The organism is Prochlorococcus marinus subsp. marinus str. CCMP1375, from assembly GCF_000007925.1.
Lineage (GTDB): Bacteria > Cyanobacteriota > Cyanobacteriia > PCC-6307 > Cyanobiaceae > Prochlorococcus_E > Prochlorococcus_E marinus.
Genome location: NC_005042.1, coordinates 1394011 through 1419397, shown reverse-complemented (window position 1 = coordinate 1419397; position 25387 = coordinate 1394011). Strand labels below are relative to the sequence as shown.

34 protein-coding genes are annotated in these 25387 nt (G+C 36.9%); 16 read left to right on the top strand and 18 right to left on the bottom strand.

The window, feature by feature from the left end; all coding sequences use genetic code 11:
- Positions 1 to 15: 15 nt before the first annotated feature.
- Positions 16 to 312: an ATP-dependent Clp protease adapter ClpS gene (gene clpS / locus PRO_RS07590; protein ID WP_011125705.1), complete on the top strand. Its 297-nt coding sequence runs from the start codon at positions 16 to 18 to the stop codon at positions 310 to 312.
- A gap of 696 nt (positions 313 to 1008) precedes the next feature.
- Here clpS and PRO_RS07585 read toward each other — a convergent pair.
- A complete protein-coding gene (locus tag PRO_RS07585; RefSeq protein ID WP_011125704.1) occupies positions 1009 to 1302 on the bottom strand; it encodes a hypothetical protein in 294 nt (97 codons plus the stop codon).
- A gap of 402 nt (positions 1303 to 1704) precedes the next feature.
- On the opposite strand from PRO_RS07585, the gene PRO_RS09655 reads away from it, so the two are divergent.
- A complete protein-coding gene (locus PRO_RS09655; RefSeq protein WP_011125702.1) occupies positions 1705 to 2616 on the top strand; it encodes an OsmC family protein in 912 nt (303 codons plus the stop codon).
- Between the two features lie 33 nt (positions 2617 to 2649).
- Here the strand turns inward: PRO_RS09655 and PRO_RS09480 are convergent, their stop codons facing one another.
- The 4 genes from PRO_RS09480 to PRO_RS07565 form a co-directional block, all read right to left on the bottom strand.
- Complete coding sequence (locus tag PRO_RS09480; protein ID WP_011125701.1) at positions 2650 to 2814, bottom strand: hypothetical protein; 165 nt, start codon at positions 2812 to 2814, stop codon at positions 2650 to 2652.
- A 115-nt stretch (positions 2815 to 2929) separates the two neighbouring features.
- Positions 2930 to 3136 (bottom strand): hypothetical protein, encoded by a 207-nt coding sequence (locus tag PRO_RS07575; protein WP_011125700.1) that lies wholly within the window; start codon positions 3134 to 3136, stop codon positions 2930 to 2932.
- A gap of 111 nt (positions 3137 to 3247) precedes the next feature.
- Complete coding sequence (locus tag PRO_RS09535; protein WP_011125699.1) at positions 3248 to 3475, bottom strand: hypothetical protein; 228 nt, start codon at positions 3473 to 3475, stop codon at positions 3248 to 3250.
- A 292-nt stretch (positions 3476 to 3767) separates the two neighbouring features.
- On the bottom strand, positions 3768 to 3917 hold the full coding sequence (locus PRO_RS07565) for a hypothetical protein (RefSeq protein ID WP_164923247.1): 150 nt from the start codon (positions 3915 to 3917) through the stop codon (positions 3768 to 3770).
- Positions 3918 to 4087: 170 nt separating this feature from the next.
- Here PRO_RS07565 and PRO_RS07560 point away from each other — a divergent pair, with 170 nt between their 5' ends.
- The 3 genes from PRO_RS07560 to PRO_RS07550 all read left to right on the top strand — a co-directional run bounded on the left by PRO_RS07560 (position 4088) and on the right by PRO_RS07550 (position 6002).
- The gene (locus tag PRO_RS07560; RefSeq protein ID WP_011125698.1) at positions 4088 to 4708 is read left to right on the top strand and encodes a hypothetical protein; all 621 of its coding nucleotides are present in this window, start codon (positions 4088 to 4090) and stop codon (positions 4706 to 4708) included.
- Between the two features lie 33 nt (positions 4709 to 4741).
- Entirely contained in the window at positions 4742 to 4945 is a 204-nt protein-coding gene (locus tag PRO_RS07555) for a DUF2905 domain-containing protein (RefSeq protein ID WP_036892602.1), read from the top strand.
- A gap of 784 nt (positions 4946 to 5729) precedes the next feature.
- Complete coding sequence (locus PRO_RS07550) at positions 5730 to 6002, top strand: small RNA NsiR4-regulated ssr1528 family protein (RefSeq protein WP_011125696.1); 273 nt, start codon at positions 5730 to 5732, stop codon at positions 6000 to 6002.
- Between the two features lie 168 nt (positions 6003 to 6170).
- Here the strand turns inward: PRO_RS07550 and PRO_RS07545 are convergent, their stop codons facing one another.
- The 4 genes from PRO_RS07545 to PRO_RS07530 are packed head-to-tail and all read right to left on the bottom strand — an operon-like array spanning position 6171 to position 9720.
- The gene (locus PRO_RS07545; protein ID WP_011125695.1) at positions 6171 to 7316 is read right to left on the bottom strand and encodes a Zn-dependent protease; all 1146 of its coding nucleotides are present in this window, start codon (positions 7314 to 7316) and stop codon (positions 6171 to 6173) included.
- Positions 7316 to 7585 carry a hypothetical protein gene (locus PRO_RS07540; RefSeq protein WP_011125694.1) on the bottom strand — a complete coding sequence of 90 codons (270 nt, stop codon included), beginning with the start codon at positions 7583 to 7585 and terminating at the stop codon, positions 7316 to 7318. Before PRO_RS07540 ends, PRO_RS07545 begins: the two co-directional genes overlap by 1 nt.
- A 45-nt stretch (positions 7586 to 7630) precedes the next feature.
- A complete protein-coding gene (locus tag PRO_RS07535) occupies positions 7631 to 9136 on the bottom strand; it encodes a sensor histidine kinase (protein WP_011125693.1) in 1506 nt (501 codons plus the stop codon).
- Positions 9133 to 9720, bottom strand: coding sequence for a response regulator transcription factor (locus PRO_RS07530; RefSeq protein WP_011125692.1), 588 nt, complete (start codon positions 9718 to 9720; stop codon positions 9133 to 9135). The genes PRO_RS07535 and PRO_RS07530 overlap by 4 nt, the downstream gene beginning before the upstream one ends.
- 199 nt (positions 9721 to 9919) lie before the next feature.
- On the opposite strand from PRO_RS07530, the gene PRO_RS07525 reads away from it, so the two are divergent.
- From PRO_RS07525 to murA, 3 genes are read left to right on the top strand one after another with little or no spacing between them, the layout of a single operon-like run.
- A complete protein-coding gene (locus PRO_RS07525; RefSeq protein WP_036892597.1) occupies positions 9920 to 10255 on the top strand; it encodes a hypothetical protein in 336 nt (111 codons plus the stop codon).
- 2 nt (positions 10256 to 10257) lie between these two features.
- Positions 10258 to 10524 carry a hypothetical protein gene (locus PRO_RS07520; protein WP_011125690.1) on the top strand — a complete coding sequence of 89 codons (267 nt, stop codon included), beginning with the start codon at positions 10258 to 10260 and terminating at the stop codon, positions 10522 to 10524.
- Positions 10525 to 10562: 38 nt separating this feature from the next.
- Positions 10563 to 11882, top strand: coding sequence for a UDP-N-acetylglucosamine 1-carboxyvinyltransferase (gene murA, locus PRO_RS07515; protein WP_036892479.1), 1320 nt, complete (start codon positions 10563 to 10565; stop codon positions 11880 to 11882).
- Positions 11883 to 12072: 190 nt separating this feature from the next.
- Here murA and PRO_RS07510 read toward each other — a convergent pair whose 3' ends face one another.
- Entirely contained in the window at positions 12073 to 13407 is a 1335-nt protein-coding gene (locus tag PRO_RS07510; RefSeq protein ID WP_036892595.1) for an alanine/glycine:cation symporter family protein, read from the bottom strand.
- Positions 13408 to 13945: 538 nt separating this feature from the next.
- On the opposite strand from PRO_RS07510, the gene PRO_RS07505 reads away from it, so the two are divergent.
- The 4 genes from PRO_RS07505 to PRO_RS07495 all read left to right on the top strand — a co-directional run bounded on the left by PRO_RS07505 (position 13946) and on the right by PRO_RS07495 (position 18257).
- The gene (locus tag PRO_RS07505; protein ID WP_011125687.1) at positions 13946 to 14893 is read left to right on the top strand and encodes an oxidoreductase; all 948 of its coding nucleotides are present in this window, start codon (positions 13946 to 13948) and stop codon (positions 14891 to 14893) included.
- A gap of 264 nt (positions 14894 to 15157) precedes the next feature.
- A complete protein-coding gene (locus PRO_RS07500; RefSeq protein WP_011125686.1) occupies positions 15158 to 17272 on the top strand; it encodes an acyltransferase family protein in 2115 nt (704 codons plus the stop codon).
- 444 nt (positions 17273 to 17716) lie between these two features.
- Positions 17717 to 17848 carry a hypothetical protein gene (locus PRO_RS09630; RefSeq protein ID WP_011125685.1) on the top strand — a complete coding sequence of 44 codons (132 nt, stop codon included), beginning with the start codon at positions 17717 to 17719 and terminating at the stop codon, positions 17846 to 17848.
- A 193-nt stretch (positions 17849 to 18041) separates the two neighbouring features.
- Positions 18042 to 18257: a hypothetical protein gene (locus tag PRO_RS07495; protein WP_011125684.1), complete on the top strand. Its 216-nt coding sequence runs from the start codon at positions 18042 to 18044 to the stop codon at positions 18255 to 18257.
- A 1-nt stretch (position 18258) separates the two neighbouring features.
- Here PRO_RS07495 and pstS read toward each other — a convergent pair whose 3' ends face one another.
- Both pstS and PRO_RS07485 read right to left on the bottom strand, forming a co-directional pair.
- Positions 18259 to 19251: a phosphate ABC transporter substrate-binding protein PstS gene (gene pstS / locus PRO_RS07490; protein WP_011125683.1), complete on the bottom strand. Its 993-nt coding sequence runs from the start codon at positions 19249 to 19251 to the stop codon at positions 18259 to 18261.
- 107 nt (positions 19252 to 19358) lie between these two features.
- Positions 19359 to 19670 (bottom strand): hypothetical protein, encoded by a 312-nt coding sequence (locus PRO_RS07485; protein ID WP_011125682.1) that lies wholly within the window; start codon positions 19668 to 19670, stop codon positions 19359 to 19361.
- 303 nt (positions 19671 to 19973) lie between these two features.
- Here PRO_RS07485 and PRO_RS07480 point away from each other — a divergent pair, with 303 nt between their 5' ends.
- Positions 19974 to 20174 carry a hypothetical protein gene (locus PRO_RS07480; protein ID WP_036892476.1) on the top strand — a complete coding sequence of 67 codons (201 nt, stop codon included), beginning with the start codon at positions 19974 to 19976 and terminating at the stop codon, positions 20172 to 20174.
- Positions 20175 to 20242: 68 nt separating this feature from the next.
- On the opposite strand, the gene PRO_RS07475 is transcribed toward PRO_RS07480, so the two are convergent.
- Positions 20243 to 20566, bottom strand: coding sequence for a membrane protein (locus tag PRO_RS07475; RefSeq protein ID WP_011125681.1), 324 nt, complete (start codon positions 20564 to 20566; stop codon positions 20243 to 20245).
- A gap of 37 nt (positions 20567 to 20603) precedes the next feature.
- Between PRO_RS07475 and PRO_RS07470 the strand changes: the two genes are divergently transcribed.
- Both PRO_RS07470 and PRO_RS07465 read left to right on the top strand, forming a co-directional pair.
- Positions 20604 to 20783, top strand: a complete 180-nt coding sequence (locus tag PRO_RS07470) for a hypothetical protein (RefSeq protein WP_164923188.1) — start codon at positions 20604 to 20606, stop codon at positions 20781 to 20783.
- Entirely contained in the window at positions 20780 to 21670 is an 891-nt protein-coding gene (locus PRO_RS07465; RefSeq protein WP_011125679.1) for a DUF481 domain-containing protein, read from the top strand. The genes PRO_RS07470 and PRO_RS07465 overlap by 4 nt, the downstream gene beginning before the upstream one ends.
- A 287-nt stretch (positions 21671 to 21957) precedes the next feature.
- On the opposite strand, the gene PRO_RS07460 is transcribed toward PRO_RS07465, so the two are convergent.
- Positions 21958 to 22065 carry a high light inducible protein gene (locus PRO_RS07460; RefSeq protein ID WP_011125678.1) on the bottom strand — a complete coding sequence of 36 codons (108 nt, stop codon included), beginning with the start codon at positions 22063 to 22065 and terminating at the stop codon, positions 21958 to 21960.
- A 270-nt stretch (positions 22066 to 22335) separates the two neighbouring features.
- Here PRO_RS07460 and PRO_RS07455 point away from each other — a divergent pair, with 270 nt between their 5' ends.
- A complete protein-coding gene (locus PRO_RS07455) occupies positions 22336 to 23103 on the top strand; it encodes an ion transporter (RefSeq protein ID WP_011125677.1) in 768 nt (255 codons plus the stop codon).
- 60 nt (positions 23104 to 23163) lie between these two features.
- Here the strand turns inward: PRO_RS07455 and PRO_RS09475 are convergent, their stop codons facing one another.
- The 4 genes from PRO_RS09475 to PRO_RS07440 all read right to left on the bottom strand — a co-directional run bounded on the left by PRO_RS09475 (position 23164) and on the right by PRO_RS07440 (position 25336).
- Positions 23164 to 23340 carry a hypothetical protein gene (locus PRO_RS09475; protein WP_011125676.1) on the bottom strand — a complete coding sequence of 59 codons (177 nt, stop codon included), beginning with the start codon at positions 23338 to 23340 and terminating at the stop codon, positions 23164 to 23166.
- Between the two features lie 83 nt (positions 23341 to 23423).
- Positions 23424 to 24098 carry a hypothetical protein gene (locus PRO_RS07450; RefSeq protein WP_011125675.1) on the bottom strand — a complete coding sequence of 225 codons (675 nt, stop codon included), beginning with the start codon at positions 24096 to 24098 and terminating at the stop codon, positions 23424 to 23426.
- Positions 24099 to 24331: 233 nt separating this feature from the next.
- Positions 24332 to 24889, bottom strand: a complete 558-nt coding sequence (locus PRO_RS07445; protein WP_036892590.1) for a hypothetical protein — start codon at positions 24887 to 24889, stop codon at positions 24332 to 24334.
- 180 nt (positions 24890 to 25069) lie between these two features.
- Positions 25070 to 25336: a hypothetical protein gene (locus PRO_RS07440; protein ID WP_036892474.1), complete on the bottom strand. Its 267-nt coding sequence runs from the start codon at positions 25334 to 25336 to the stop codon at positions 25070 to 25072.
- Positions 25337 to 25387: the final 51 nt, after the last annotated feature.

Genomic DNA, 25387 nt, shown 5'->3' with positions numbered 1-25387 from the left:
GTAGCAACAACACCAATGAAATTTTCAGCCAATTCAACTACTACAGTTTTAGATCCAAAGACAACAAAAAAGAAATATCCAGAAGCAAGGATAATAGTTCTAGATGATAATTTTAATACGTTTGAACATGTGGCAAATTGTCTCGCGACAATCATCCCAGGAATGAGTGAAAAAAGATCATGGGTACTTGCCGTCGAAGTAGATAGGGAAGGTTTAGCGGAAATATGGAGAGGACCACTTGAGCAGGCAGAGCTATATCATCAGCAACTGATCAGCAAAGGATTAACAATGGCACCAATTGAACAAACATAAAATTTCTCACCCTCATTTCTTAGCGCAGATGGCTGCCAACTCTTTTTAGATTAAGTATTTCTCCTTAAGGTCAATATTTGGTATCTGTTGCTACAATTTTACTACGTTCGTCCCATCGGGATGCATGTATTGGCAGCAGGGAACGGGGCTGTCACTTTGGAGTAATGTTAAGAACACTCTCCCCTTAATCCGCTCGCAACTTAAAAGAGCTAAACGACTTCACGAAGCACAGTTGCTATCGACTTCATATGGAAGCAAATACCATGATCAGTGAGTATTAAATGCTAATAGTGCTGCAAGAAAAGAGAAGGCTAAGCGTCTGCATCATGCACAATTGATGGCGTTTTAAAAGCTGAATAAAATCGGGAAGTAATGTTATTTTCTTGTTATAGCTTTAAGCTCATTTTTCATTAGCCAGCAAAGATCAAAAGGAGGTGTTTATACTCTTTTGATATTGTTATTAGTTGGCTAGAAATGAAACAGGGGTCCGAGCTCGTTGGTTAAGAAAATAAAGAGCTGGACTCAAAGGGGGACATCGAAATACGTCCCCCTTCTTCATGTCTAAAAATATCTTTACGTAGTTCCCTTTTTGGTTGCCATTAAGGATATTCATCTGCAACATATACAACTAAATGGGCCAGACAAGGCCCATTTAGTTGTATTTAGTGATCCCCATCACTCGGCTAGTTAAAAGGCTTAAACCTTAACAGCGCACTTTTCAGTTTCTTCAGCACCAAACTTAGTTTTTTTTTCTGCTGCTGTTAGCGCTTTGAGTTCTTTTTGAAGCTCATGCTCACGTTCATCAATGATTTTGATGCGTGACTGATAGTTCTCCTTAAGTCTTCTGCGTGAAGCTTCAAGATTGTCGAGTTCCTCTTGTCTTTGCTTACGATGTATCTCCTCTAGTTGACTATCAGAGACAACATAAACAGTCCTCATTGGAGAAAAGAATGAGTCGAAGAGAACTGTGTCAAATAAGGATGTGTACATGATGTTCCTTGCGAGAATAGTATTATTTTGCCTCTAGGTTTAGAAATCACTAATGATGTAAACCGAAGAAATATATACGGTAAATATCACTTAAGACGGTTAATAGCACTTTTGTTAGTAAGAACCGTACAGTCTAAATACTTTCGTGAACGCACTATATCCAATTTACAAGAATGTGTTAAAAATGAATTAACCGAATAGGAGGATTATGAAGCTGAGAACTCCTTTTACAGTCTTTGCAAATCCACTGAGAGATCTTGATTATATTCATGATTTCTCTTATGAACTACCACAACAAAAGCAAGATTTATTTTGGGAAAAGGAATGCAAGCTTTATCCTACTAAATCTACTTGTAAGCTCTACGCAGTGTAGACAGAATTCTTTGTCGTTATTTAGGGAATTTGCATACAGAAGCTCAGCATGTGCATTCTGGGCAAACACTTAGAACTGATGCACCTGTTGATCATGCAGGAAAAGGAGAAAATTTTGCTCCTACTGATTTATTAGCAACAGCAGTAGGGACTTGTTTCCTTACAGTGATGGGAATTACAGCAAAAGAAAAAGGTTGGGGATTAGGTGAGATAACAGTTGAAATTGAAAAGAAGATGACAACTCATGGTCCACGCAAGATTGAATCTTTATTACTACAAATTGAGATGCCAAGTGATTTAGAGTCTGATCAATTAAAGGTTCTTCGAAAGGCCACGAAGGACTGCCCTGTTTTGAGAAATCTAGATGACTCAATACGAATTAACGTTCAGTGGAATCAATCGAAAAGTAAAAAAAAGACTTCTCTAAACTTTGTTCCCACGAATGTGTTTAGGGAAACACCTCAAGTCACTTTCTTTGATGCAGGAGTCAAGGGCTCTAATGGATCTGATGTAGTCATTCATCATGGGAGTGCAATTTCTCCTCCAAATGACGATGAAATTGAGCAGTATTATATGCATCATCACCAGGTTGACCACAATTTGGTCCTAGCGGGGAGGCGTACTTTTACCTTACTCAATCCCGAATGGGAAGAGCCTCATCATGTGATTTATCTCAATCAAAAAATGGGTGCTCTCCAGATACCTATTGGTACTTATCACCGATCTGTCTCAGGGCCGGAAGGCAGTATTGTATTGAATCAGGCAGTTAGAGATAGCGATTTCGATCCAACTAAGGAATTTAAGCCTGTTAGTTTGAGACATCAAGCTGACTTGCAGAAAGCAAAAACAGCCGATCCTGTTTTTTGGATTTGGGAAGATGGAAAAATCAGAAGATTAAAAGTTAGTGGTATTTCAAGTGGCAAGAAACAGATCACGGCTTAATTGCTTCTATTATCTCTTAAATCAAGAAAAGTTTTAGTTAGATCTCGATATTCCTAGATTCCCGTTTTTTCTATCTTTCTTCATCTCTTCTTTGATTTGCGTGCAATAGCTAACTTCTTCAGGATCTTCTGAACCAAGCCCATATACCATCGTTGCTGCGATATAAATTTTGTGCTGTTTATGAGGACTAAGAGTCATCTAACTATTACTTCAGTATTTCATGATTGATAAATACAGTAATTGTGATAATTCCATAGGTCCATATAGTTCCACTGTTCTGAGATAGTCTTTCCATCCAAGGAGGAAGATCTTTTCACTTACCCTCTGGCTTTTTAGGAGATAATCTATCGATCTTTTCCTGTTGAAGTTCTCTCTTCTTGCTCTCTGCTACTGCTTTGCTAAACCTTTTCCTTACAAAGAAGTTAAGCAGAATCGTATTGATAGCACCGATGACAATGATTACAAGAATTGCGGTGTTAAGACCTTTAGAAGTATTTATGTAATCAACAAATGAGTTCATTCGTTAGCTTCTATTTATATCAGCCAATGCGAGGGAGAAGTGCGGGACCTTTTAGACGCTTTTAGGCTTGTACGAATTTTACTTGAATGAGATGCTACTAGTTACTATTCATTATATTCTTTCTGATCTATTAGTTGGCTCATATCTTGGCGTATCAGTTTTCTTATTAAGTCTCTCAATCTTAGATATATCAAAATCAGCTATCTCTAGTTCGTAGAGATCAGCGATTTTTCTCATAGCTAGACCTTCTGCTGCTGTCCAAGATTCCGCTAAAACAGCCCAAGTTTTCTGGCTAAATTCAACTCCCAAGGTTTCATTGTTCTTCCTTTTATCGTCCATCTCGAAAACTTTTTTTAACCCTTCGGGGCTGAGATGACTTTTGATCCTTAAGAAAATAACTTCCAACATTGAGTAGTAGAACTTTTCTATTGCATTGTTGTATGCCCATTCAGCATCTTTTTGAGCTTTTTTGGCATATTCAGCTGTGATTTCTTCGGTTATTTGTTCTTTTGTTCAATGGAATCTTAGATGAAGAGATTGCTGGAATTTTTCTAGAATAGATTTATAGAGATAGCTTACAAGTCATGGGATCACTTATGGTTATGTTTTCTTTAGCAAGTAGCTCTTGCTCCTAAATTGATTCTGCTAGAAGGCGATTAATCAGTTCATTGATAGTCATCTTCCTCTCTTTTGCTATATAGTTCAGCTTAGCCATGACCTCGTTATTTAACTCCATAGTTATTTGAGGGCCTACAGAATTATTAGTTAAATCCTCAGACATGTTGCTTAGCTGTTTTTAGGACATTTAGATACTAGCTAGAGCCTCTAGACGTGTCTAGACCTATCTAGACGTTGGCAAGATCTCAAAAAAGCTAAATTTTGTTCCTAAATCCGATTAGTTTTTCTATATTGATGCAATAGGTTCATTTTGCAGAGATTAATTTTAAAGTCATGCTTAGAACTCAGTTAAACATTAATATTAATCCTGACTTATTGTTAAAGCTGAAATCTGAAGCGAGTAAGCAACGCAGAACCTTAACAGAGCTTGTTTCTGATGCTATAACTAATCAATTAAATAACACTATTTCTGAACGAACTCTAGAGGCTAGGCTTTTTGCAGTTGAACAAAAAATAAGTTCTCTTGAAAAGTGTTGTTCTCAGGTCTCTTCGGGTCAAAAAATCACTCCATTTACAATTAGCGAAGCAGAAAATTGTAATGCATTTATCAAAGGTGTCTTTCTAGAAGAGACCAAAAGGCAGCAATATAATTCAAGTATTGATGCATGGAATGATTTAATTGGTCACATCGAATGTTTCGATCAGTGGAATGACATCATTACCCTTAGGTTGAAAGAGGCTCTGTTTATCAAGGGTGGAGATGACTTAACTTGCGATGAAATGAACTCATTAACTAAAGGCAAAATATGCCCTTGCCCGATCAGAACGGGATTGATCAATTGGATCAATAATCAACCGAAGGGCAAATGCAGTTGTGCTAATGAGTACTTTCCATCACAGCAAACTATCTGTGACGAAGGTGAGAAGCTTTTAGAACAATTATATGCTTTGTGATTGATTCGAAAAAATAAAGAGAAGGAAAAAGAAATGCAAAAACTACTTATTACACTCGGACTTGGAATTGCAGCCATAGGTGTTCTCTATCCTTACTTAAAGGAGGTAGGTATAGGTCAATTGCCTGGTGACATAGCTTTGAAAGGTGAGAATTCAACCTTTTATTTTCCAGTTATTAGTTGTATTGCTATCAGTTTGATTGTTTCGATCCTGCTTAATTTGTTCCGATCCTCCTAATGCTCGAATTATTTCATCAGCTATATCCGCCTTGGCATATCGCACTTGATTTTGTTCTTCTAATAGGAGTCGTTGCTTATTTCATCTTCGTCAGAAGGAAGAAGCAATGACTGACTAAAAGTAAAGAGAAATAAGTGAGGGAATGTTTGAGTGAACTCGACGATTTGCCGAGATTTACTCAAAGGTCTACTTTTATTAGCCAGTAGAAGATATCATTCATAGCAAGGGATTCAAGTGTCTATTTTTGCTGGTATGAGGCTTTTTTGAGGCGATGAAATCTAAAAATTACCCGAGTTTGGTTCTCTATTCTTCCTTGAAATGAAGAGGATTTCAAAAATTGCTCGAAAGGAAATAGGAAACGATTCTTACTATCCTTAATCGCAGCTATAGCGATACCAACAGCTGCTAGCGCTGAAACTTATTATCTCTATTGAGGAACTTTCACTGGTTAAACCCCTATAAAAGGCGAAGCACTCAGATCTACTCATATAAGCTCCGCCCCTTTTGATTCATTAACTAAATGCGAAGCTGATGGAGAAAAATATTCAACGAAGTTATTAAGCCAGTTAGACATTTTGACGTTGTATGGACTTGTGTGGAGAATTGAAATGCATTTCTTGACAGCCCGAGTTTTGACCTTGTTCGTGCAGACTTCGGCCAAGCTGATATTCAAGAAGAAACTTATACTACTAAAGGATTTGATGCTCTGATGGCCCCATTGGATACAGCCTTGGGCTCAGCTGCTGATGTATCTTTAGTATCTAATCATAGATTTCTTTAGAGAATGGATTTTTCTGGACCTGATGCAATTGATAAAGCTATTGAAGTTGGCCTAGATCTCGATGGCAGTAAAATTCCTTTAGAGATGCTCAATCTTTACCGAGAAGTTATGGATAAAGAAGGGGCCAGAAAAAGGAGTGGAGTTAAAAAATCAATGCGAAATCGAATTGTTCGATCAGGAGCAAAACACTTCGATCAAGACACACTGCATAAGCGGCTTGTGGAAGCTGGTTGGGAAGGGTTAAAACAAAAGGAGATTGAATTCTTCTTTGGATGATTTGTTCTACTTTATTGACTAAGTCTGCAGAAAGGGTTTGCTACAATTTTGCTAAAACAGATTTACAGGGATCGCTAAGATCTATTGCTATCAAAAGCTTCTAACTGCTCATTAGCCAGTAGTCAATATCTTTTTCAGCTATTGCGCGAAAATAAGCTAAGGAGATCTCTAGCAATCTCTTTGAGATAAGTATTGAGCCTGCCCTTTTCCATCTGAATTTATTGATTGACTCTTAAATTCGTCGCCCTCAATATCAAAGGTGTTGCTTTGACAGTTAATGATCATTCTCTGCTTTCTGAACCAACCTTCAGGCTTGGCTTTCCCTTGATAAAGTAGTGAATGAGCACAGTCTTCCTTATTGCCTTGTGAACAGTTCAGCACGCCAATGACACCTGCAAAAATATTTCCAGCAATTTGCCTACTCCTGTCGATTTCAAATCTATAAACATCAAAATACAATATGTCAGTATTAATGCTGTAGCTTTTATGAATTCTTTTGGAGAAGGTCTCATTAGTATCTTGTAGCCATTCTCCAGCAAAACTACCTATACCCATAGATTCATCATTGAAGCCATTCATGAAAGCCTTAAATCTACCTTTTGGGTTACCATGCTCTGAATGTAAATGAAAATCTCCAACACTAAAAAAGAGATTTGCACCATTAGTTAATCCTTCTAAAGGCATTAACTTGTTAGAGATTACATATGCTAAGTACTTACCAGCTCTCCAATCAGCTTCATTTTCTTCATTGCTACGATACTTTTCTCTACCAATATGTTGATTAACATGATGCCCAAATTCATGAGACAAAATTGCCAAACTTAGATAACTCAAGTTAAGGCTTTGTCTATCGCTAAAACCTCTAATTAATGGCCTTACATCAAGAGTGATTTCACTAGAATCAGGACAATAAATGTTGGGGGATTTAGAAACTAGTCTTTTACCACATCCCATAAGATAACCATTGTCTAAGCGTAGTGTCGGGAGAGGTAAATTCGCACCTCGCTTTCTCGCATGCTCAAGCCAGTATGCATACATCAATTTGAAATGAAGTTTCAAAAAGTCTTTGTCGGCAATATCACTACTTGGATCACCAAAATTCTTGAGATTAACTATCAAAGGTTGATGTTTATTATTAGAAGAAATAGGATCGGTATTTTTTGTTGGATAAATCCGAGAAAAATAACGGTAGCAGTTTTCGTAATCATTACCACTCCTTAATTTGCATTTTCTATGCGCTACTTGGTTTAGCTCTTCAGCATCTAAGGCATCCAAGCAAATCATCAAAGATAGGAGTAGCAGCAGGCGTTTCATTATTTAAACTTCGAGCCCCAATCCACTGGGGCTCTGTTTGGCCTTTGACTATTGACTAGTGGATGTTTAGAGATCTCTTCTGCAGTAAGTCCGTTTAAACAAGAATTGTTTTTCCCAACTTCAGGTTCAACCTGAGGACATTTTTCGCTAGTAGTAGAGGGAACACTAGCACTCCCTAAAGTTGAGAGTCCTTTTTCCCAAAGTGGCTTCTTTGAACAAACCCATCCTTTCCCTGCAACTGCTGGATGATTAGAACCAAACGAATCCATCGAAGATAAGGACTTAAGTTGTCAAACTTTTTTTCAGAACTAATCTTAACTTGGTTTTAGCCAAATCTTTACTTTTGCGCCCCTAAGTTCTTCTGAATTCGTAAAGTGAATCCTTCCGCCATTATCGTCTACAACTCTTTGAACGATCATTAAGCCAAGCCCCATTCCATTTGAATGAGACTTAAACCTTTTCTTGCCATCAGGCATATTAAGAGGATTAAACCCAATGCCTGAATCTTCAATTTCACAGTAAACATAGTTAGAGGAATAACTAACAGATACACGAATGACACCGTTCTCGCCAGCAGCTTTACTTGCATTAGAGAGGAGATTCCTAATAGCAGCTTGCAATTGAATTTGTCCAGCGCTCACATTAGGTAATTGATTGCTTATTGAGATATTCAAGTCTTGATCTAAACGATCTAACTCTTGTCGAAGTTGTGTAGCTGATGTCGCTATTGCATCTTTTAGATCTGCTGAACTTGAATCCCGGATCCCTGCCAAGGTTAAATCTTGAATGGATCTAGTATTTAAAACTACAGAATTTAATTCATTTAGGCTTTGTTCCGCTTGACTCTTCAGCTCTGAACAAGAAGATGAATTCCCAAGTGGTTCATCTGTATTTTCCTCCAAGGAAGCAACAATTCTTTCAAGCCGTAATCGTAAACGAATTAATGGCTGTCCAATTTCATGAATAACAGCACCTGCTGCATCTGCAGCTAAACGGGAACGAGTTATAAGTCCTTCCTGTTCAAGAGATTTGCCTGATATTTGCAAAATTAAGCCAAGCATTCCAAGAGCCAGGAGAGTCCAAGCAGAATTTGACAAAAGTCTTAAATCTTGAAGAGGTGCTAATAGTGCAGGAGTGATTTGAATTCTTTCTAGCAGTGCTCGTTCTATCAATGCTGCGGAAACAAGTACAGCTATCAAAACAAGGAGTGGGCTTAGAAGATATATTTTTCGGTCCTCCCAAATTGGACGATTTAATGGCAAAAGCAATATAAGTAAAGGGAAAATGATCAGTGAGCCAAGGGAGTCTCCACTCCACCAGAAGAATGAACTTGTAAATACTTGACTTAAAAGGACTGAATTATCTGCATGAGTCAAATTGTATAAAAGGAAGGTCGTAGCGGCAGGCCAATTCCCTAACGGACCAATCCATAAAAGGAAAGTGAGCAGTTTCGAAAAACGAGTCAGACTATCATCTAAAATGTTGTGGCGTATTAATATCCAACGGATCAAAGCTGCTTGAGCCCCAGCGGCAAAGGCTACTGGGAGCATAAATGCTTGAAAAGAAAAACCTGTCTGTGGATCAAAAGAGGTGCCAAGTAAATTACCAATTACTAGTCCAGGAAATACATTCCATCCATAAGAAACTGCTAATGCATTAGCTAATCCTGATGCTGGCCAAAGTGTTATAGCTGGTGACTCCCAAGCAAATGCTTTTTTGGAAATAATTGCGAGAAGAAAATAGGATGCTATTGCACAAATATTCAGAACAACAAAAGATATTGCTTTCTTTCGTTCTTTATGAAGAATAGAGTTTCTCACAAGGATTTAGGAAGAGTCTTTGCAAAGGTTACTAATGCCGAACCCTTAATTTTTAATTTACGAGTAATTTGTCGCCTATGTGTCTGAGCGGTGGAAAAACTAACATCTAACTTCTTGGCGATTTGCGCAGTATCTAGTCCTTTCCCAATAAGGTGAAGAAATTCCATTTGTCTTGGAGTAAGGCTATTTAATTCTGGGAAAGTGCTATCAACTTCTTTCAATATCTCCCAAACTGCTTCCCTTAGAGGTGCTAAACCATCAGCCTTATTAATCAATGCATGTACGTTTTTTAGAAGAGTTGCAGGCAGTACATATTGATCGGCTTGTGCAGTCAGTATTAAAACTTTTGAGTTGGGTTTATTTAGAATGAACTCTTCCGCCAATTCAATACCTGATCCATCGGGAAGAAGTAGGTCCACAAGAATCCAATCAGGACTTTTCTGGGAAATTAATTTACGTGCATCATCAAGAGAAGAAGCCTTTCTGACGATTCCTCCTAGAGAATTAATCTGATTAGATAGCTCTTGGTATAAGAAATCCAAGAGGATGAAATCATCTTCGACAACTAGTACGTCCAACAGCACTGCGGAAGACTAAATAAACAATAATTCGCAAAAGCCTTAAGAGAATATTAAACACCTTCCTTTGTATTATCTTGACGTGATAGGCTATGGGTAGAGAGTCTACTCATTGAGGGGTAGGCGGCTAGGCGTTACTTGCTTATGCCGTTGGCGAAGACCGGTGATGGGGGTCACTATCTTTTGCGAGTTCTTAGCATTAGTTATGGCTTTCTTTCAATATCTAAGTGAAGTTGAGGGTGATTGCTTGTTTAGCAGTTTCACTTCTGTGCTTGAGAATGCTGGATTGCATATTTCAAATGACTTTAGTAGCCCTGCTCAAATCTTTGCAGAGTGCAAGAACGTCGGGGATAATTACCAATCCAAGGTAAACGTATTAATTTCCTGGAGTGACAAAAGTAAAAGAGAATGTTCAGTTGAAGTTAGAAGTGATGAACCTTGCTTAAGAAGAGATACTCGTTGTGAAAAAGTTCATAGTCAATTACGCGAGGTGATTCCACCTAAAAAGTTGTCTGATCTATTCACACCTGATCAGGTTTAGAGATGCATCACAAATTATTTATTGCAATGGTCACTATTTTTGCGCCTTTGTCATTTTTTGAACAACCTTTAACAGAGCTACCAAATAATTGTGATGTTCCATATCGGATTGGTCTTTATCTAAATGAAACTTCTGGCTATAGAAAAACTATGGGACAAGAGGCTTGTGATGGAAACACAACATCTTTAGTTGCCGAATGTTGGGGACAAGGTGATCTGCCTTCTCAAAAAAGATACTGCACTGCAATGGATCAAGAAAATTCTTTTTAGCATTTCTTTGTATGCCTATGACTAATACTTAGAATCAATTGACTCTCAATCAAGATTTTCTTTCTAGGAAGTACTTGCAAGTTCTAGAAAGTCAAAAATTATCTGGTCATATAAGAGTTAGTGGTGCAAAGAATTCTTCTTTGGTCCTTATGGCTGCAGCTTTACTTGCTGATAGGTCTGTTTTTCTTTCTAATGTTCCTCTTCTTACAGATGTTGAGGTTATGTCTAAGTTATTAGTCTCTATGGGTGTAGAGCTAAGACGAAATAAGAATCAATTAGAGATAATGACCAGTGGACTGAGCCTTTTTTCAAAGGATTTGTCTTGTGAAGCTTTTCATTCGCTTAGAGCAAGCTTCTTTTGTATAGGCCCTCTCCTTGCGAGGTTTGGGGAAGCTAAGATTCCATTGCCTGGTGGTTGCAGAATAGGAGCAAGACCTATTGATGAGCATATTCAAGCTTTGAAAGCCTTAGGAGCAAGAGTTGAAATTCAGAATGATTATGTTGTCGCAAAAGCGATTAGTCCTCAAAAACGATTAATCGGTGCACGAATCAGATTTAATTGCAAAAGCGTTGGAGCCACTGAAACCATCTTGATGGCAGCGACTTTGTCTCAAGGGACGACAATTCTTGAGAACACAGCAGAAGAACCTGAGATTCAAGATCTAGCAACGATGTTGAACGAGATGGGTGCCAAGATTCAAGGTGCAGGAACTTCTCAGATCACTATTGAAGGAGTTGATCGTCTAAAGGGATGTAGCTATACTGTCATGCCAGATCGTATTGAGGCCGGGACATTTCTTGTCGCAGCAGCTATTACACGTTCTCCTTTAACTATCTCTCCTGTTGTTCCAGAACACTTAGAAGCTGTGATTTTAAAGCTGCAAGAATGTGGCTGTTTAATCGAATACTCAGGTAACACTCTAAGCGTAATTCCAAGAAAAAATCTTCAAGCAGTAGATATCACCACAAGGCCATTCCCAGGATTCCCGACTGATTTACAAGCTCCTTTTATGGCACTGATGACTACGGTCAAGGGGATCTCGAAAATTCAAGAAACTGTTTTTGAAAACAGAATGCAGCATGTTGGTGAATTACAGAGAATGGGAGCAACGATTGTGCTAGAAGGCAATACTGCTGTTGTTATTGGTGGCAACAATTTAAAGGCAACGTCTGTTACAGGAGGGGACTTAAGATCCTGTGCTGCAATGGTGTTAGCAAGCCTTGCTGCAAATGGAACAAGCGTTATTCAAGGTTTGGAGCACCTCGATAGAGGTTATGAAGATTTCGCAGAAAAGCTCAATGCAGTTGGAGCAAATATTTCAAGAACTCATTCTGTTCCTCTATCTAGCCAAGAATGAGTGTGGTGAAAAGTTCAAACAAGGTTTGTACAGGATCTCTTCTTTTCCCTTAACTCATTGGTATAACGGAAGGGTCACTTTTTATTAGAAAGTGGTTAATTTTTGTCATAGTCCAGCAAGAAATTTGATGCTCGTCATGTGTGTCTTAAATGGGAAAAATGAGCGTGGCTAGGAAGAGAAATAATTAATCCTAAACTGAATCATTGAAACGATAATTGCGTGTAAGTTTGAAAACTGTTTTTGAGAGAAGTAAAAGAGCTATCAAGTTAGGGATAGCCATCAATCCATTTAAAGTATCTGCAACAGCCCAAACAATCCCTCTATCTCCAGCCACAGAACCAATAACTACAACAGAGACCCAGACTAATCGGAAAGGCATGATTGCCTTAGTTCCAAATAGATACTCTGTGCATCGTTCTCCATATAAGCTCCATCCAAGGACAGTAGTGAATGCAAATAAAACTAGACCAACAAGAACAATCCATCCACTTCCAGCAATTCCACTATTAAAAGCAGTGATTGAAAGATCAGATCCAGACTCTCCTGTTTGATATGCACCTGTAGTAATGATTACTAAAGCAGTCATTGTGCAAATAACAATGGTGTCAATAAATGTTCCAAGCATTGCAATGGTCCCTTGTTGGACAGGATCATTAGTTTTTGCAGATGCATGAGCTATTGGAGCACTTCCTAAACCTGCTTCATTTGAAAATATGCCTCTTTTAAAGCCCATTAGTATTACTTGAGTCAATGTCCCACTAGCAGCGGCTTTGCCCGTAAAAGCATTTGAAAATATTGTTGCAAAGGCTGATGGGACATCCGAGAAATTACTAAGGATAATTATCAAACAAGCAAACACATACAAAAGTGCCATGGAGGGCACTATTGCAGAGGCTGCTTTTGCAATACGTTGGACACCGCCAACAATGACAGAAAAAACGAGGATCCCTAAAACAATTCCTGTAAGGAGCTTCGGTACTCCCGCTAATGCAAGAGCACTTGAAACTTCGAAGCACTGGACGCCATTACCAATGCCAAACCCTGCCAGCATTCCAAAAAGAGCAAATAATCCTCCTAACCAAGCCCATCTGCTACCTAGGCCATTTTTTATGTAGTACATAGGACCACCAACGTGGTTTCCTAGCGAATCAACTTCACGAAAGTGAACAGCTAAAACTCCTTCGGCATATTTGGTAGCAATTCCAAAAATTGCTATTAACCACATCCAAAAAATGGCGCCAGGCCCCCCCACTGCTATTGCTGCAGCAACACCAGCAATATTGCCAGTCCCAATCGTTGCTGACAGTGATGTCATTAAGGCTTGGAACGGACTTATCTGTCCCTCTCCTTTTAATTTTTCTGAGCTATTAAGTAATGTTTTAAACCCATAAGGGAGCCGAAGCAGAGGCATGAAATTGAGCCCCGCCATCAAGACGATTCCAGTGAGAGCAATGAGGGTAACTGTTGGCCAACCCCATGCAAAACTGTTGATAGGGTTATTAATTAGTTCTACAGTTTTCTCAATAGCTCCTTGAGTTTGGGCAAAAATATTTACTGAGAAATTATTTTCAGTCAGATAAAACACTTGATACTTTTATAAACTGTTCTTGATGCTGCCATATGCTCGCTTGGCTCGCAATCAATCAATACAAAATATTTATCACTCTTTGTTCAGTTAAAGAACATCCTCTCAGGAGAGTATTGCATGTGTTTGTACTGTTGATATAACAGATACAAGTTGAAAATTCTTTATGGTCATCATTGCTCGTTTGAGAAAAAAGATTTCACGTTTAAAGAGCAGGTTCTCCGTCCAAGAAATTTCAACTAGTAAGATTGTAGATAGAGACCTGATGACAAGAAATTATCTGAGCAGGGTATAAAGTTGATTAAACGCTTCATCTAGCATCCTTGTCTATTTTTGTTCGCTTTTCATTAGCCAGTTTAGGTGTAGGCATAGTTTTTGATCTCCTCGTTCTGACTGGATTTGAGTAAAGTTTGAGAAAACTTTAGATCTCAGTGCTGTGTGACTTCTATTATCTCTTATATGGAAGCTCTTCAATTAAATGACTTGGTCTATCAATTCAATTCCTAGCCAAGAAGGCCGAACAGTTTTTGTAACGGGTGCAAATAGTGGCTTGGGCTTCGACACAGCACAAGCTTTACTTGAGAAGGGTGCAACTGTAATTCTTGGCTGTCGCACATTAGAAAAAGCTGAGAGATCACGACAGAAACTTCTTGATGAAACTGATTGTGGAAAAATTGATGTACTAGAGATAGATCTTGCTGATTTAGAAAAAGTAAATGAAGCGCTAGATAAAATTGCTGTCAAATATAAAAAATTAGATCTCTTGATTAATAATGCTGGTGTAATGGCTCCTCCTCAAACATTTAGCAAACAAGGGTTTGAACTCCAATTCGCAGTTAATCATCTTAGCCATATGGCTTTGACCCTTAAGCTGTTGCCATTAATTGCTAAACAACCCGGGAGTCGTGTTGTAACTGTTTCTTCTGGAGCTCAATATATGGGCAAAATTAATTTGGATGATCTTCAAGGGGGGGAGGGATATGATCGGTGGTCTTCTTATTCTCAAAGCAAACTTGCGAATGTTATGTTCGCTTTGGAGCTGAGTAAAAGATTACAGCAATCAAATTTAGATATTGCTTCGCTTTCTGCCCATCCGGGCTTGGCTCGAACGAACTTGCAATCTACATCAGTAAAACTTAATGGATCTTGGCAAGAGGCTATAGCCTATAAATTAATGGATCCAATGTTTCAGAGTTCTCGTATGGGGGCCCTCCCTCAGCTTCTCGCTGCAACAGATCCAACGGCAAAAACTGGGGAGCAATATGGACCTAGGTTTAATTTCAGAGGTTATCCGAAGATTTGCCGTATAGCACCATCAGCTTTAAATAGCGATGAAAGAGAACAACTATGGCAATTGAGTGAAAAACTCATTGGAGATGCAGTTGACATAAGTAAAGGGAAAGAGCTTTTGAGTACAAAGAAATAGCTCTTTATTTTTGTCCAAAACGAAGAGTCTTTCAGGAAAAGCTAGAAATGGAATGTAAAGCGCTTATAGGATTTATACATAAATAGCTGAATTTGTAAAAGAAGAGAAATCAGCCAAAGGTAGTTATAGGTTAATTTTAGGCTTTTTATCATTTCAAAAGTAACAGCCTGATCTAGCGTACCTAGATAATCTAGAAAAATATGTTTTAATGCTTCAGCAGTCAGCGTAATTCCTCATTTGTCAAGAGAAATCTGCTGAATAAGAATGAAAAGCAAATCGCAATATGATCTATTTCACAAAGATTATTATGAGAAAGAGAATTTAAGCACTAAAGGCTTTAGACCAGAAATAAATGGGTTAAGAGCGATAGCAGTAATTGCAGTTATAATTAACCATATAAATAATGATTTACTTCCCAGTGGGTTCTTAGGTGTAGATATTTTCTTTGTAATTTCAGGTTATGTAATTACATCTTCACTGGCAACTCGTCAAGAATCAAGGATATCAGAATTCATATTGGGTTTTTACGAAAGGAGGTTAAAGAGGATTTTACCTGCGTTATTGTTTTATGTTCTTATAATGTTCTTTGTAATAAGTTTATTTGATCCGCAACCAGTCTCTTCTTATCTGACAGGCTTATTCTCAACATTTGGTTTCTCGAATATACACCTTTTTGTAATTTCAAATAATTATTTTGCAGAGACAACATTGTTAAATCCATTCACCCAGACATGGTCTTTAGCAGTAGAAGAACAATTTTACTTGATATTTCCTTTCCTCACATGGTTCTCAGGATTTGGGAATGGCAGCAAGAATGGATATAAATATCTTGGAATTATACTTATATTCTTTGCTTTTATTTCATTAATTGGGTTTTACCATTTTCTTCAAATAAATATAAATGCAGCCTATTACCTTATGCCTTTTAGGTTTTGGGAAATAGCAGCTGGAAGCCTGCTATTTATATATAAAGAAAAATTATTATCAGTAATTAATAAGTTTAAATATCTCAAAACATCTTTGATATTTATAGCTTTAATTTTAATCATGTTTAGTCCTGGTAAGTATATATTCTCTTCAACACTTGCAATTATTTTATTTACATGTCTTTTGATCATTAGAATTAAAATGAACGATAAAGTTTATAAAATATTAACAACAAAGTTATGCATGAATTTAGGCTTAATTTCATATTCATTATATCTTTGGCACTGGGGCGTAATTTCTATTAGCAAGTGGACGGTAGGAATACATTGGTGGACTCTTCCATTTCAGCTATATTTTATGTATTTTATATCTACTTTTTCCTATGATTATATAGAGTTGCCTATACGAAAAAGCAAATATAATATTAGCAAGCTAAAAAGTATATATTTTTCTATACTTTGTGTGATCACGACAAGTATATTTTTAGTAATTTGCTTCATTAGGACTCCAAGACTATCTATCCTGAATTCTTTGCAACCAATAAACAAAAAATTGTTCATTGGTAAACATAATATAGATATTGATGGAGGTTACTCTTCTGAATATATATCAGCTACATATGGTTCTTGCCATCAATCTGATTTAGTCAAAAGCTGTTATACAGCATCAAAAGAAGCTGATTTGCCAACAATTCTATTGATTGGAGATAGCCATGCGGGACACTTAATACCACTGATTGGAGCTTTACATAATTTATCAGGAGTAGGTGTGTATGTATCCTCTCCAGGTCCTTACCCCACAACACATTTTACAGACAAAGCAGGTAATACACTTGATGTTTCTAAAGAAAGATTTAGAAATACAAATGAAGCATTCGAAAATAGACTTCCACTGCTTAAAGAAAACGATATTATTGTCTTATCATCAAGACTAGATAAATATTTTATTGAACCGATAATTACAAAAGGTGATTTTCCTGTTAAGCATTACTCAGATAGTCTGAAAGAAATTGAAGCAGATGAATCATTAATAGAATGGACTGAAAAAGTCAGATCTTTAGCAGAAAGAGTAAAGAAACTAGGTATTCATATTGTTATTGTATCCCCTTTACCTGTATTTGAAGGTATTGATAATCCACCACCTCAATACTCATGCCTGGAAGAGTGGTTTCGACCATATATAAATGAAGATTGCAAGGTATATAAGGAAGAAAAGAACTTTTTAATTACTAGAATCAAACCAATAACCTCTGCTTTAAAAGAGATTAGTTTAAATCAAAGTAATGTGTATATATATGATTTATTTGATAAAATTTGCCCTAATAAGATTTGTCTTAATAAAGAGAATAATGAATACATATATTCAGATACTAATCATATTTCATATGCTACTGCAAAACACTATAGCAATGACCTTCTAAACTTTTTAAAAGAGAATAATTTAATAAAATAATCCTTCCTGCGCTTTGCAAAAAATGTCTTCATTCTTTTTAAATTAAATGGAATTTTAGATATTGATCATATTATCTCGAAATTGATTTCTATTCATAACTTCTCAGAAGGCACCCACTAATTATATAGAAGGTGTATGCTAATCATACAAAAAGTTCTTTCTAAGCGATAATTTATTAAGGCTTTACTTAATACGCTATGATCTAAATATTTTTATGTTTTGTTTTTGGTATCAAATACATCTTTCTTTATTTGCTTTCATCTGTATGATTGATTTTATAACTTTATCGACAAAGTTTTTATCAGACAGCCCTCCTCACAAGGCTGTCTTTTTTTTAGACATTTTTAACTTAGATGATATTTTCTCTTTATAATTGCTATTTCGTATTAATAAGTACATCTTTGCTCTCCACAGTTTGATAATTTTGATAAAACCTCAAGTCACATGAGTGAATTCGCAGTTATTTCTTATTCAGTCTTTATTGCGAGTTTTGGAATAGTGGTAATCTTCTTCTCGTTTGAAGATGATGATGATCAGGGTGGTGGCAAGATGATGCCAATACCTTTAAAGCGTTAATTGATTTTTCTGATCCTATAGAAAATCTCTCTTTTTGAATAAATCGAAGTTTATGTAAAGTTTTTAGGTTAGCTATCCTATTAGACCAATTTATTTGTCATTCCAGTATTTGAAGCTGGATATGCCAGGGATTGCAATGACTTAGTAGGTCTATATTGTCGCACTATATATCCGAGATCCTTCTCATCCATGCATGAAAACTTTTGTTATAAATGATCAGAATGTAGACGATGTAATCCATAGAGGAGCTATCAACACTAGAAAGACATCCATTCGTAATGCTTCTTCTTGCTTCTATTATCTCTTATATCGAAGTGCCTATGATTATTTCAACGATACAGGAAGATCAATTGTGGATGGATTATCTAGGATGGTTGTTGATGGGAAGCAATTAATAGTTTTTGCTTAAATTACTTCCCAATTCTGGTCACAGCTTTACGAGCTTTCATAAGGATATCTCCTGTTAGAGGAACAAATCCTAGGCTAGGAGCCTTGGCTTGAGCCTTGTCGCTAAGAAGGTATCCTAAGGAAGCTATAATTGCCTCTGTTTTAGAGCCATTGCCAGTTTCATAAGCAAGGACCCAAGTTAAAGTAGCAATTGGATAGGCACCTTTTGCTGTTGGGTTTGGGTTGCTACCAGCCAGATTTGGATCTAAAGTGATTCCATTAAGGGCTTTAGCACCAGAATTTATGTTTGGTTTTAGAAACTCACCAGACAAATTTTGTAAAGCAGCGGCTCTGACATTTCCTTTGATATAAGACTGGTTTACATAACCAATAGCACCGGGGGTGTTTTTAATAACTCCAGCAACCCCTGCATTGCCTTTCCCTCCAATACCTACAGGCCATGCTACGGATTTACCAGTTCCTAATGTCCACTCTTTAGAGAAAGCTTCCATTGAATTGGTAAAAGCCTTGGTTGTGCCAGAGCCATCAGAACGGTGAATCCAAGTAATCTTTTGAGCAGGGCACCCAAGCTCGCTCCAATTATTGATTTTGCCTATTGCAATACGAACTGCTTGTCTCTGAGTAAGCTTGAGTTCGCAATCAGGATTGTTATATCCAAAAGCGACTGTCCCTCCCACCATTGGGATCTGAACTAATCCTCGTTTAACTTTTGCGATATCTTGGGCTTTCATTGGGTCATCCGATGCTCCAAAATCAACGGTTTCATCAATGAAAGCTTTTCGCCCAGAGCCAGAGCCAACAGCTTGGTAGTTAACCCTAGGACCACCTTCATTGTTAAGGTCAGCAAACCACCGGGTGTAGATTTTGGAAGGGAAGGAAGCACCTGCTCCGCTAAGCCTAATGTTTGTTGCGGAATTATTTGACCCACAAGCAACAATGCCAGCTGCAAGAGCGGCAATGGATACAAATAATGACGCCTTCTTAGAGAAGGACATGACAATTAGAACAGAATGAACTTTTTTTAATTATATTCTTTCATCAATTATGTAAAGAGATCTGCGGACATCGCAGTGAGTAAATTGAGCCAGGTCAACAATTCTTACTATGCATTTTTTGATCCTTTCCTTAGATTAATTTCCTCTTCAGTCATTGAGATTCCCTTTCTATTAATCATAGGCTCGGTTATTTTTTTAAACTTAGCTTCGTAATAACGTTTTCTTATAAGGTCAAACTCTGAAAGGTATGAATCAGGTGTAGCTCTTAGTTCGATCTCTTCACTAAATTTCTTTTTTTCTCTTTGCCTCTCTATTTTAGCTTGACGTCGGCAAGATAAAAGCCAACCAATACTTAAACCAAATAAGAGTGTGATTGCTGAGATCATTTGCCTTGTGATCTGAACCTGGCTGTCAAACATAATTATTCTAAAAGACCAGAAGTAAATAAATAGGTTTGCAAGAACAGGATTTCAAAAATCGCTGAGACTCCATGGAGTGACTGCAGTATCACTCTTCATTAGCATCCAGCAGGGTTCTTGCTCTGATATTGGTCTTAGAAGGGGTTGAAAAAGCATGAAAATAACCTTCTCTAGGAGTTTTTTTCTGGCTTCTATTATTTCTTAAATCAAGAAAAGAGTTATTTCCTGATGTCCTTTTAAATCTATAAAAGGTTCCTCATAAATAGCCATCTACACATAAAGAGTATTTGCTCCAATTGCAAGATGTCAATCTTTAGCTATGCACTTAGTAGAAGATATCTCTCTTTATTAATGAATACTGATTCACAATTAAATAAAATATCGCATTTGTTTGACAATCTTAAAAAAAATGATGATGTTGATTTGATGGCAGATGTTGATGATCAGCGAGCTCATCATTTTTGTGCCCGGGAAGACTTTGAAGACTTAGATGAATACTCTTGAGAAAGTCGTTTAAGTCATTGTTAATCTCTTATTAGTAGAGCTAGGTTTTTATCTCTCTCCAAGTTTATTCATGCATCCTCTTTAGATATAACTTCTGCATCAACTACATCTTGAGATTCAGTAAAGTTATTAGCCTTCCTGTCAATCCAGTTATTGAATCCATTTACCAAAGGTAGAGATCCTCGGTATATCAAAATGGCGGTTGGTAGAATACTTATAATTCCAACTATAGGACTTCTAAAAAGTAATCGACCAGCTTTCACATTGAACAGAATGATTAATGCTGATGGAATTAAGATGCTGAGAATCTTCTTGAAAGCTTCCCTCCAGCCAACACGATAAGTCCACCATATACAAATTATGCCAGCAATGTATAAAACCACATAAGTCATACGATGATTATAGAAAGCTGATGAGCTATCAGTGAGCATGATTTTTTCTTACATGGAAACACCTAAGTGGAAGCCTTCAAAAGATGAAAGAGAAGTAATGGAAGCAGTGTGGATGCAAGTTAAAGGTGCGTGCGAGAAACTAAAGGAAGAAACCAATGCTAAAGACGGGCACATCAGAAAGATGCTTCAAGAAATATCTGATCGCTATTATTCATGAAAGCTCTTTGCCTATTATCTCTATTGCTTGGCTTTTCCAGTGCTATTCCAGTTCCTACTGTCAGAGCAGGTGAAACTAGTTACAAATTAAGAAATGGAGACATTATTACTGGAGAGCTTTTAGAAGAATTAAGTTCTGAAGAAGTAAAAGTAATTCAACACCCTTATCTTGGAAAATTAAAGATAAGGGTGTCTTCAATTTATATTGAACCCAAGGTAAAACCATGGCAAACATCTATTGACTTTGGTTTTAATGGAATAAAAACAGGTGGGAATGATTCATTTGATTATTCATTAGATGGAAACACCATCTATTTTTCGGGAGATAATAGGTTTAAGATAAATGCTTCATTAGAGAGGCAGCAAAATAACAATCAGGCTACATCAAATAAACGAAAAGTTGATATTCGTTATGATAAGATTAGGAATGAAAAATTTAGTTTATTTGCATATTCAAGATATAAGTACAATGAATTAAATACTATAGGAATTAATGAGAATATTACATCCATAGGAGTTTCTAAAAAATTAATAAATACAGATAAACAGAAATTGTCTCTTTCTTTAGGCCCTGGAATTAATTGGTATGGCGGAGGTGAATTGTGCTCTACTGATCCAGATTGTGAGAGTTTTATTCCAGCAACTTTCTTTTCTAGTGAATATCAATGGAATATTAGTAAGAAAATATCTTTTGAAATAGAGGATATCGTCTCTACTGCTTTTTCATCAAAGACTAAAGTTGGAAATTATTTCTCAACAACTTTTAAATTTTATCCGTTTCAAGACTCTTCATTTCATACATCAATAAAATATGAGATCAATTATGATAGTGAAATAGAACCAAATACGGATAGAGCATATAAATTTCTGATGGGAGTATCGTTCTAATCGTAGTTACCTAGTATGGATTTCATTAGGATGGATAATTTATATTAAGTTTCATCTGAATGGATTAATTGGAATGTAGCTCAAGCTTGGCAAGATTTTTTTAAGCTCATAAAACTTTCTCCATCCTGCTTACATAGTTCAGAAGCATTGTCATTATTCCTGAGAGAAGACTTATTGAACTCCTTTATTAAAGTGACCACTCCTATCTAAATCGATAGGAGTGGTTTAAGTTACTTAAAGAGCTTTTCAAATAACTGAGTCAATGGTTTAAATGGATTGAATTCCATTTAGAAAATGCCAGGAATAATTTGACCAGTAGTTGCATAACTGCCTACAGCACAAACGAAGCCGATCATTGCAGCCCAGCCATTGAATTTTTCAGCCTGAGGTGTCATTGTGTTTTGAGGAGTGAGGTTGAATGAAAACCATAGAGGAAAACAGACAGATTCATGCGTATAAATACCTACATATTTCACAATGAAGACTTGTTTGACAGATCAGCCTGGCTTATGCATGCCTGGCGACGTAAAGGGCTTTAATTGAATGAAAATATGTGCATTTACCTCTTCCGTAGATTTAATGAAACGCGAACGATGGTTCAATTTAAGAATTGCTATGAAGAAATGTCTAACTTGGAAGAATAGATGTTTAGGTTCTATTTGGAGATGAATGAATTCAGAACAAAACTTCTTGATCAGGTAACTAATAACAATCTTGGAACGCAGACTTCTCTTTTTAACAAAATAAGTGGGGTGACTATCTTTATTTCAATTTTTTTCGCAGTCTTAGTGACTGAGAATCAGATTGATTACCAATTTGGAGATCAAATAGACTTTTTAGACTGGGTCATTGGAGGATTGTTTTGTATTGAGTATCTTTGTCGTTTATGGGTCGCTCCTCTTCAAGAAAAATATGGCAAAGGTTTGAAAGGAATCTTTAGATATGTTTTGTCTCCAATGGCAATTATCGATGTTATTGCAATTATTCCTTCGTTTATTGGTGTTCGAGCAGAATTGAAGATTTTAAGAGTTATCCGATTGCTCAGAATTTTAAAGATAGGAAGGAGTGAAAAATTTAAGAAAAGCATATTTCACTTTAATTATGCACTTAGATCGAAGAGTCAAGAACTACAGATATCAACGGTTTACACAGTTTTGCTATTATTGATAAGCAGCACATTGATGTATCTCGCTGAATCATCGATACAACCTGAACTTTTAGGATCTATACCCCGTTGTCTTTGGTGGTCTGTCACTACTGTTAGTGCTGTTGGTTATGGAGATTCAATTCCAGTGACAGCAATTGGGAAAATAATCGCATCGGTGACTTCGCTTTTGGGAATTGGTGCTATAGCAATTCCTACAGGGATTCTTGCTGCAGGATTTAGCGAATCAATCGGGTTACAAAGTAAAAGCCTTGGAGAAGGCGATTAATATTTGCTTTCAGAAAGAAGATACTTTCATAAGCAGTTAGGAAGGGAATAATTCAGTGTTTCATAATTGAAAAGGGAACTCAGAACTTGCTTTCAATACAGAGGCAACTTTCATTATGACCCAAAGAATTAGAGCACCCTCTAGCAATCCAGACAAGTACATTTGATATCCAGATAATCCAAATTGTTCTTGAGCACGTTCAATAAGAGATTTATGCCAGTCAATTAATTTCTTCATTTATTAATCATAAGATTTTATTCTCTTAATGGATTTATTGATTGAAGTTCTAATCTTTTTGATGAGGAAGAGTTTAGTTTGATTTAATCCTCCTTTTTTTTATTAATGGCTACCTTTTCCCCGATGAGTTCGTTGAGATCTTCTGGAGGTAAACAGCTTTTCTTGGCTCCATTCCTAAAGGCAAAGCGTAGGAACTCAGCTGCATATTGGACCCTGAGTCGTCTGCTTGCTGATCCAGGCGCTCCTCCATGGCGCTCAACAAGCGTTTTTAAGACTGAGTAGCCGCTTGCTATGGGAGGTTCACTAGCAAGAATAAGTAATGTGCGGTCAATTGTAGTGCGGTAGTTTCTATTCCAAATGCGAGATCCTTTTTTCCCAGTACTTGTTTTATGTATTTTAAATTTTGTAGACAACTTCTCCCAGTCGAGTGTTCCATCTAAACCAGACTGCTGATTTTGTTTTACTAGTCCATACGCTTTATCTAAGTTCTTATTTTCAGATTCCATTTTTAATGAGATAGCTTTACAAACATTCAGTATCCATCCTGCGCTTGTCACTCCCCATGGAACAAAGTCTGGATCACTCTTAGCTTTGGGTCCGAGAATAATACTGCTTCGCTTGCCATTCTCGAAACGAACAGTTAGCTGAACCTTTTGAACATGGCCACTTCCTATTCCACGAACCATCCAGCCATCTCCACATGATTTGCGAATTTCTTCTCGCAGGGACGTGATCCATGGTGAGGATTTATCGGTCATTGTTTGTTATTGACTAGGAAGAGAAGTGAAAAGTTCGGAAAAACTTCGAATTGGTTTAGCTCAGTAGTAGAGATTACTTGGGATAGTCATTGGCGTACTCTTCATTAGCTTTTAGATTGGTTTAGTAATAGTTTTACAACTCAGCGACAATTGTGAGTTTGAGTAAAAATTCGATCTGGTATTTTTTTACTTCATTGCAAGTTGTTTGAAGAAGATCAATTGCATCAAGATATTTAAGCCAGCTTTTTAGTAATCACTGCATTTAGAAAAACCTCGTTTAATTCTTCTAAAGAGTCATTGCTCCAATCGCATAGAGCGCTTCTCATGGCACAAGATCCCCTTCTATAGGCATTTGTCATTTCTGGACCTGTTAAGACATGATTGCCTAATAGGATCTGGAACACCAGTTCAGGATTACTATTTGGGTAATTTTTGAGATGATCAGCAAGGCCTTTCAAGGCAGCGTCAAGAGACAAGTTTTTATGTTTACGATGTGATTCAAAAAGTCTCTTAGCAACTTCACCATATTTCTTTGCTCCCTCATCAGTAAAAATAGTTCCCATCTGATTTTCTTGATGAGAGTATATGTTTTTTAGCTGAAGCAGTTCTTCTATCTTTAAGAGTCTATTCTCCAGTAAATCTAAATGATCAGTAGAGGGTGGTGATGTCCCCATTAGTTTTTCAGTGACAAAGGCTGTTAAAGTTTTTCCTGACTTAGTTGATTCAGTCTTTAGCCATAATAATAATTCTGGATCAATATTTATATTCAGTTGGGACCTTCTTTTTGCCATTTGAGGAGTCGCTTTTTTCAATGATAGGTAATTAAAGAAGTTATGCCTGCTCTTGTAAGAAACTTTTTGGTTGAAAATATAAAAAGTGAGGGGCCAAATAAGGCCCCTCACAAAACTCCCTTACTGATCTCGATCAATCAATTAGTCAAAAGGATTAATCCTTAACAAAGTACTTTCAGTCTATTCAGTAGTGAGTTTGTTTTTTTTATCTGCTGGCAATAGCGCCTTGAGTGCTTCTTTCAGTTCATGTTCACGTTCATCGATAATTTGAATACGTGATTGGTAGGTTTCCTCTAGCCTTTTACGAGAAGCTTCAAGATTGTCGAGTTCTTCTTGTCGCTGTTTGCGCTTGATCTCCTCTAGTTGGCTATCAGAGACTACATAAACAGTCCGCATTGGAGAAAAGAATGAGTCGGTGAAGACTTGGTCAAATAAAGATGTGTACATGATGTTCTGTGAATTAACACCACTACTTTGCGTTAGTCTTTTAGAATTACT

Coding starts and splice junctions, on each gene's coding strand:
- PRO_RS07440 (WP_036892474.1), bottom strand. CDS start 25,336: ATGTACACATCTTTATTTGACCAAGTCTTCACCGACTCATTCTTTTCT.
- PRO_RS07450 (WP_011125675.1), bottom strand. CDS start 24,098: ATGACCGATAAATCCTCACCATGGATCACGTCCCTGCGAGAAGAAATT.
- PRO_RS07565 (WP_164923247.1), bottom strand. CDS start 3,917: ATGTCTGAGGATTTAACTAATAATTCTGTAGGCCCTCAAATAACTATG.
- PRO_RS07585 (WP_011125704.1), bottom strand. CDS start 1,302: ATGTACACATCCTTATTTGACACAGTTCTCTTCGACTCATTCTTTTCT.
- PRO_RS07555 (WP_036892602.1), top strand. CDS start 4,742: ATGCAAAAACTACTTATTACACTCGGACTTGGAATTGCAGCCATAGGT.
- PRO_RS09630 (WP_011125685.1), top strand. CDS start 17,717: ATGAGTGAATTCGCAGTTATTTCTTATTCAGTCTTTATTGCGAGTTTT.
- PRO_RS07485 (WP_011125682.1), bottom strand. CDS start 19,670: ATGTTTGACAGCCAGGTTCAGATCACAAGGCAAATGATCTCAGCAATC.
- pstS (WP_011125683.1), bottom strand. CDS start 19,251: ATGTCCTTCTCTAAGAAGGCGTCATTATTTGTATCCATTGCCGCTCTT.
- PRO_RS07550 (WP_011125696.1), top strand. CDS start 5,730: ATGGATTTTTCTGGACCTGATGCAATTGATAAAGCTATTGAAGTTGGC.
- PRO_RS07525 (WP_036892597.1), top strand. CDS start 9,920: ATGGCTTTCTTTCAATATCTAAGTGAAGTTGAGGGTGATTGCTTGTTT.
- PRO_RS07475 (WP_011125681.1), bottom strand. CDS start 20,566: ATGACTTATGTGGTTTTATACATTGCTGGCATAATTTGTATATGGTGG.
- PRO_RS09480 (WP_011125701.1), bottom strand. CDS start 2,814: ATGACTCTTAGTCCTCATAAACAGCACAAAATTTATATCGCAGCAACG.
- PRO_RS07445 (WP_036892590.1), bottom strand. CDS start 24,889: ATGGCAAAAAGAAGGTCCCAACTGAATATAAATATTGATCCAGAATTA.
- PRO_RS07495 (WP_011125684.1), top strand. CDS start 18,042: ATGAAAACTTTTGTTATAAATGATCAGAATGTAGACGATGTAATCCAT.
- PRO_RS07465 (WP_011125679.1), top strand. CDS start 20,780: ATGAAAGCTCTTTGCCTATTATCTCTATTGCTTGGCTTTTCCAGTGCT.
- PRO_RS07470 (WP_164923188.1), top strand. CDS start 20,604: ATGATTTTTTCTTACATGGAAACACCTAAGTGGAAGCCTTCAAAAGAT.
- PRO_RS09475 (WP_011125676.1), bottom strand. CDS start 23,340: ATGAAGAAATTAATTGACTGGCATAAATCTCTTATTGAACGTGCTCAA.
- PRO_RS07500 (WP_011125686.1), top strand. CDS start 15,158: ATGAAAAGCAAATCGCAATATGATCTATTTCACAAAGATTATTATGAG.
- PRO_RS07480 (WP_036892476.1), top strand. CDS start 19,974: ATGTCAATCTTTAGCTATGCACTTAGTAGAAGATATCTCTCTTTATTA.
- PRO_RS07455 (WP_011125677.1), top strand. CDS start 22,336: ATGAATGAATTCAGAACAAAACTTCTTGATCAGGTAACTAATAACAAT.
- clpS (WP_011125705.1), top strand. CDS start 16: ATGAAATTTTCAGCCAATTCAACTACTACAGTTTTAGATCCAAAGACA.
- PRO_RS07545 (WP_011125695.1), bottom strand. CDS start 7,316: ATGAAACGCCTGCTGCTACTCCTATCTTTGATGATTTGCTTGGATGCC.
- PRO_RS07460 (WP_011125678.1), bottom strand. CDS start 22,065: ATGACACCTCAGGCTGAAAAATTCAATGGCTGGGCTGCAATGATCGGC.
- PRO_RS07560 (WP_011125698.1), top strand. CDS start 4,088: ATGCTTAGAACTCAGTTAAACATTAATATTAATCCTGACTTATTGTTA.
- PRO_RS07540 (WP_011125694.1), bottom strand. CDS start 7,585: ATGGATTCGTTTGGTTCTAATCATCCAGCAGTTGCAGGGAAAGGATGG.
- PRO_RS09535 (WP_011125699.1), bottom strand. CDS start 3,475: ATGGACGATAAAAGGAAGAACAATGAAACCTTGGGAGTTGAATTTAGC.
- PRO_RS07520 (WP_011125690.1), top strand. CDS start 10,258: ATGCATCACAAATTATTTATTGCAATGGTCACTATTTTTGCGCCTTTG.
- PRO_RS07575 (WP_011125700.1), bottom strand. CDS start 3,136: ATGAACTCATTTGTTGATTACATAAATACTTCTAAAGGTCTTAACACC.
- PRO_RS07505 (WP_011125687.1), top strand. CDS start 13,946: ATGACTTGGTCTATCAATTCAATTCCTAGCCAAGAAGGCCGAACAGTT.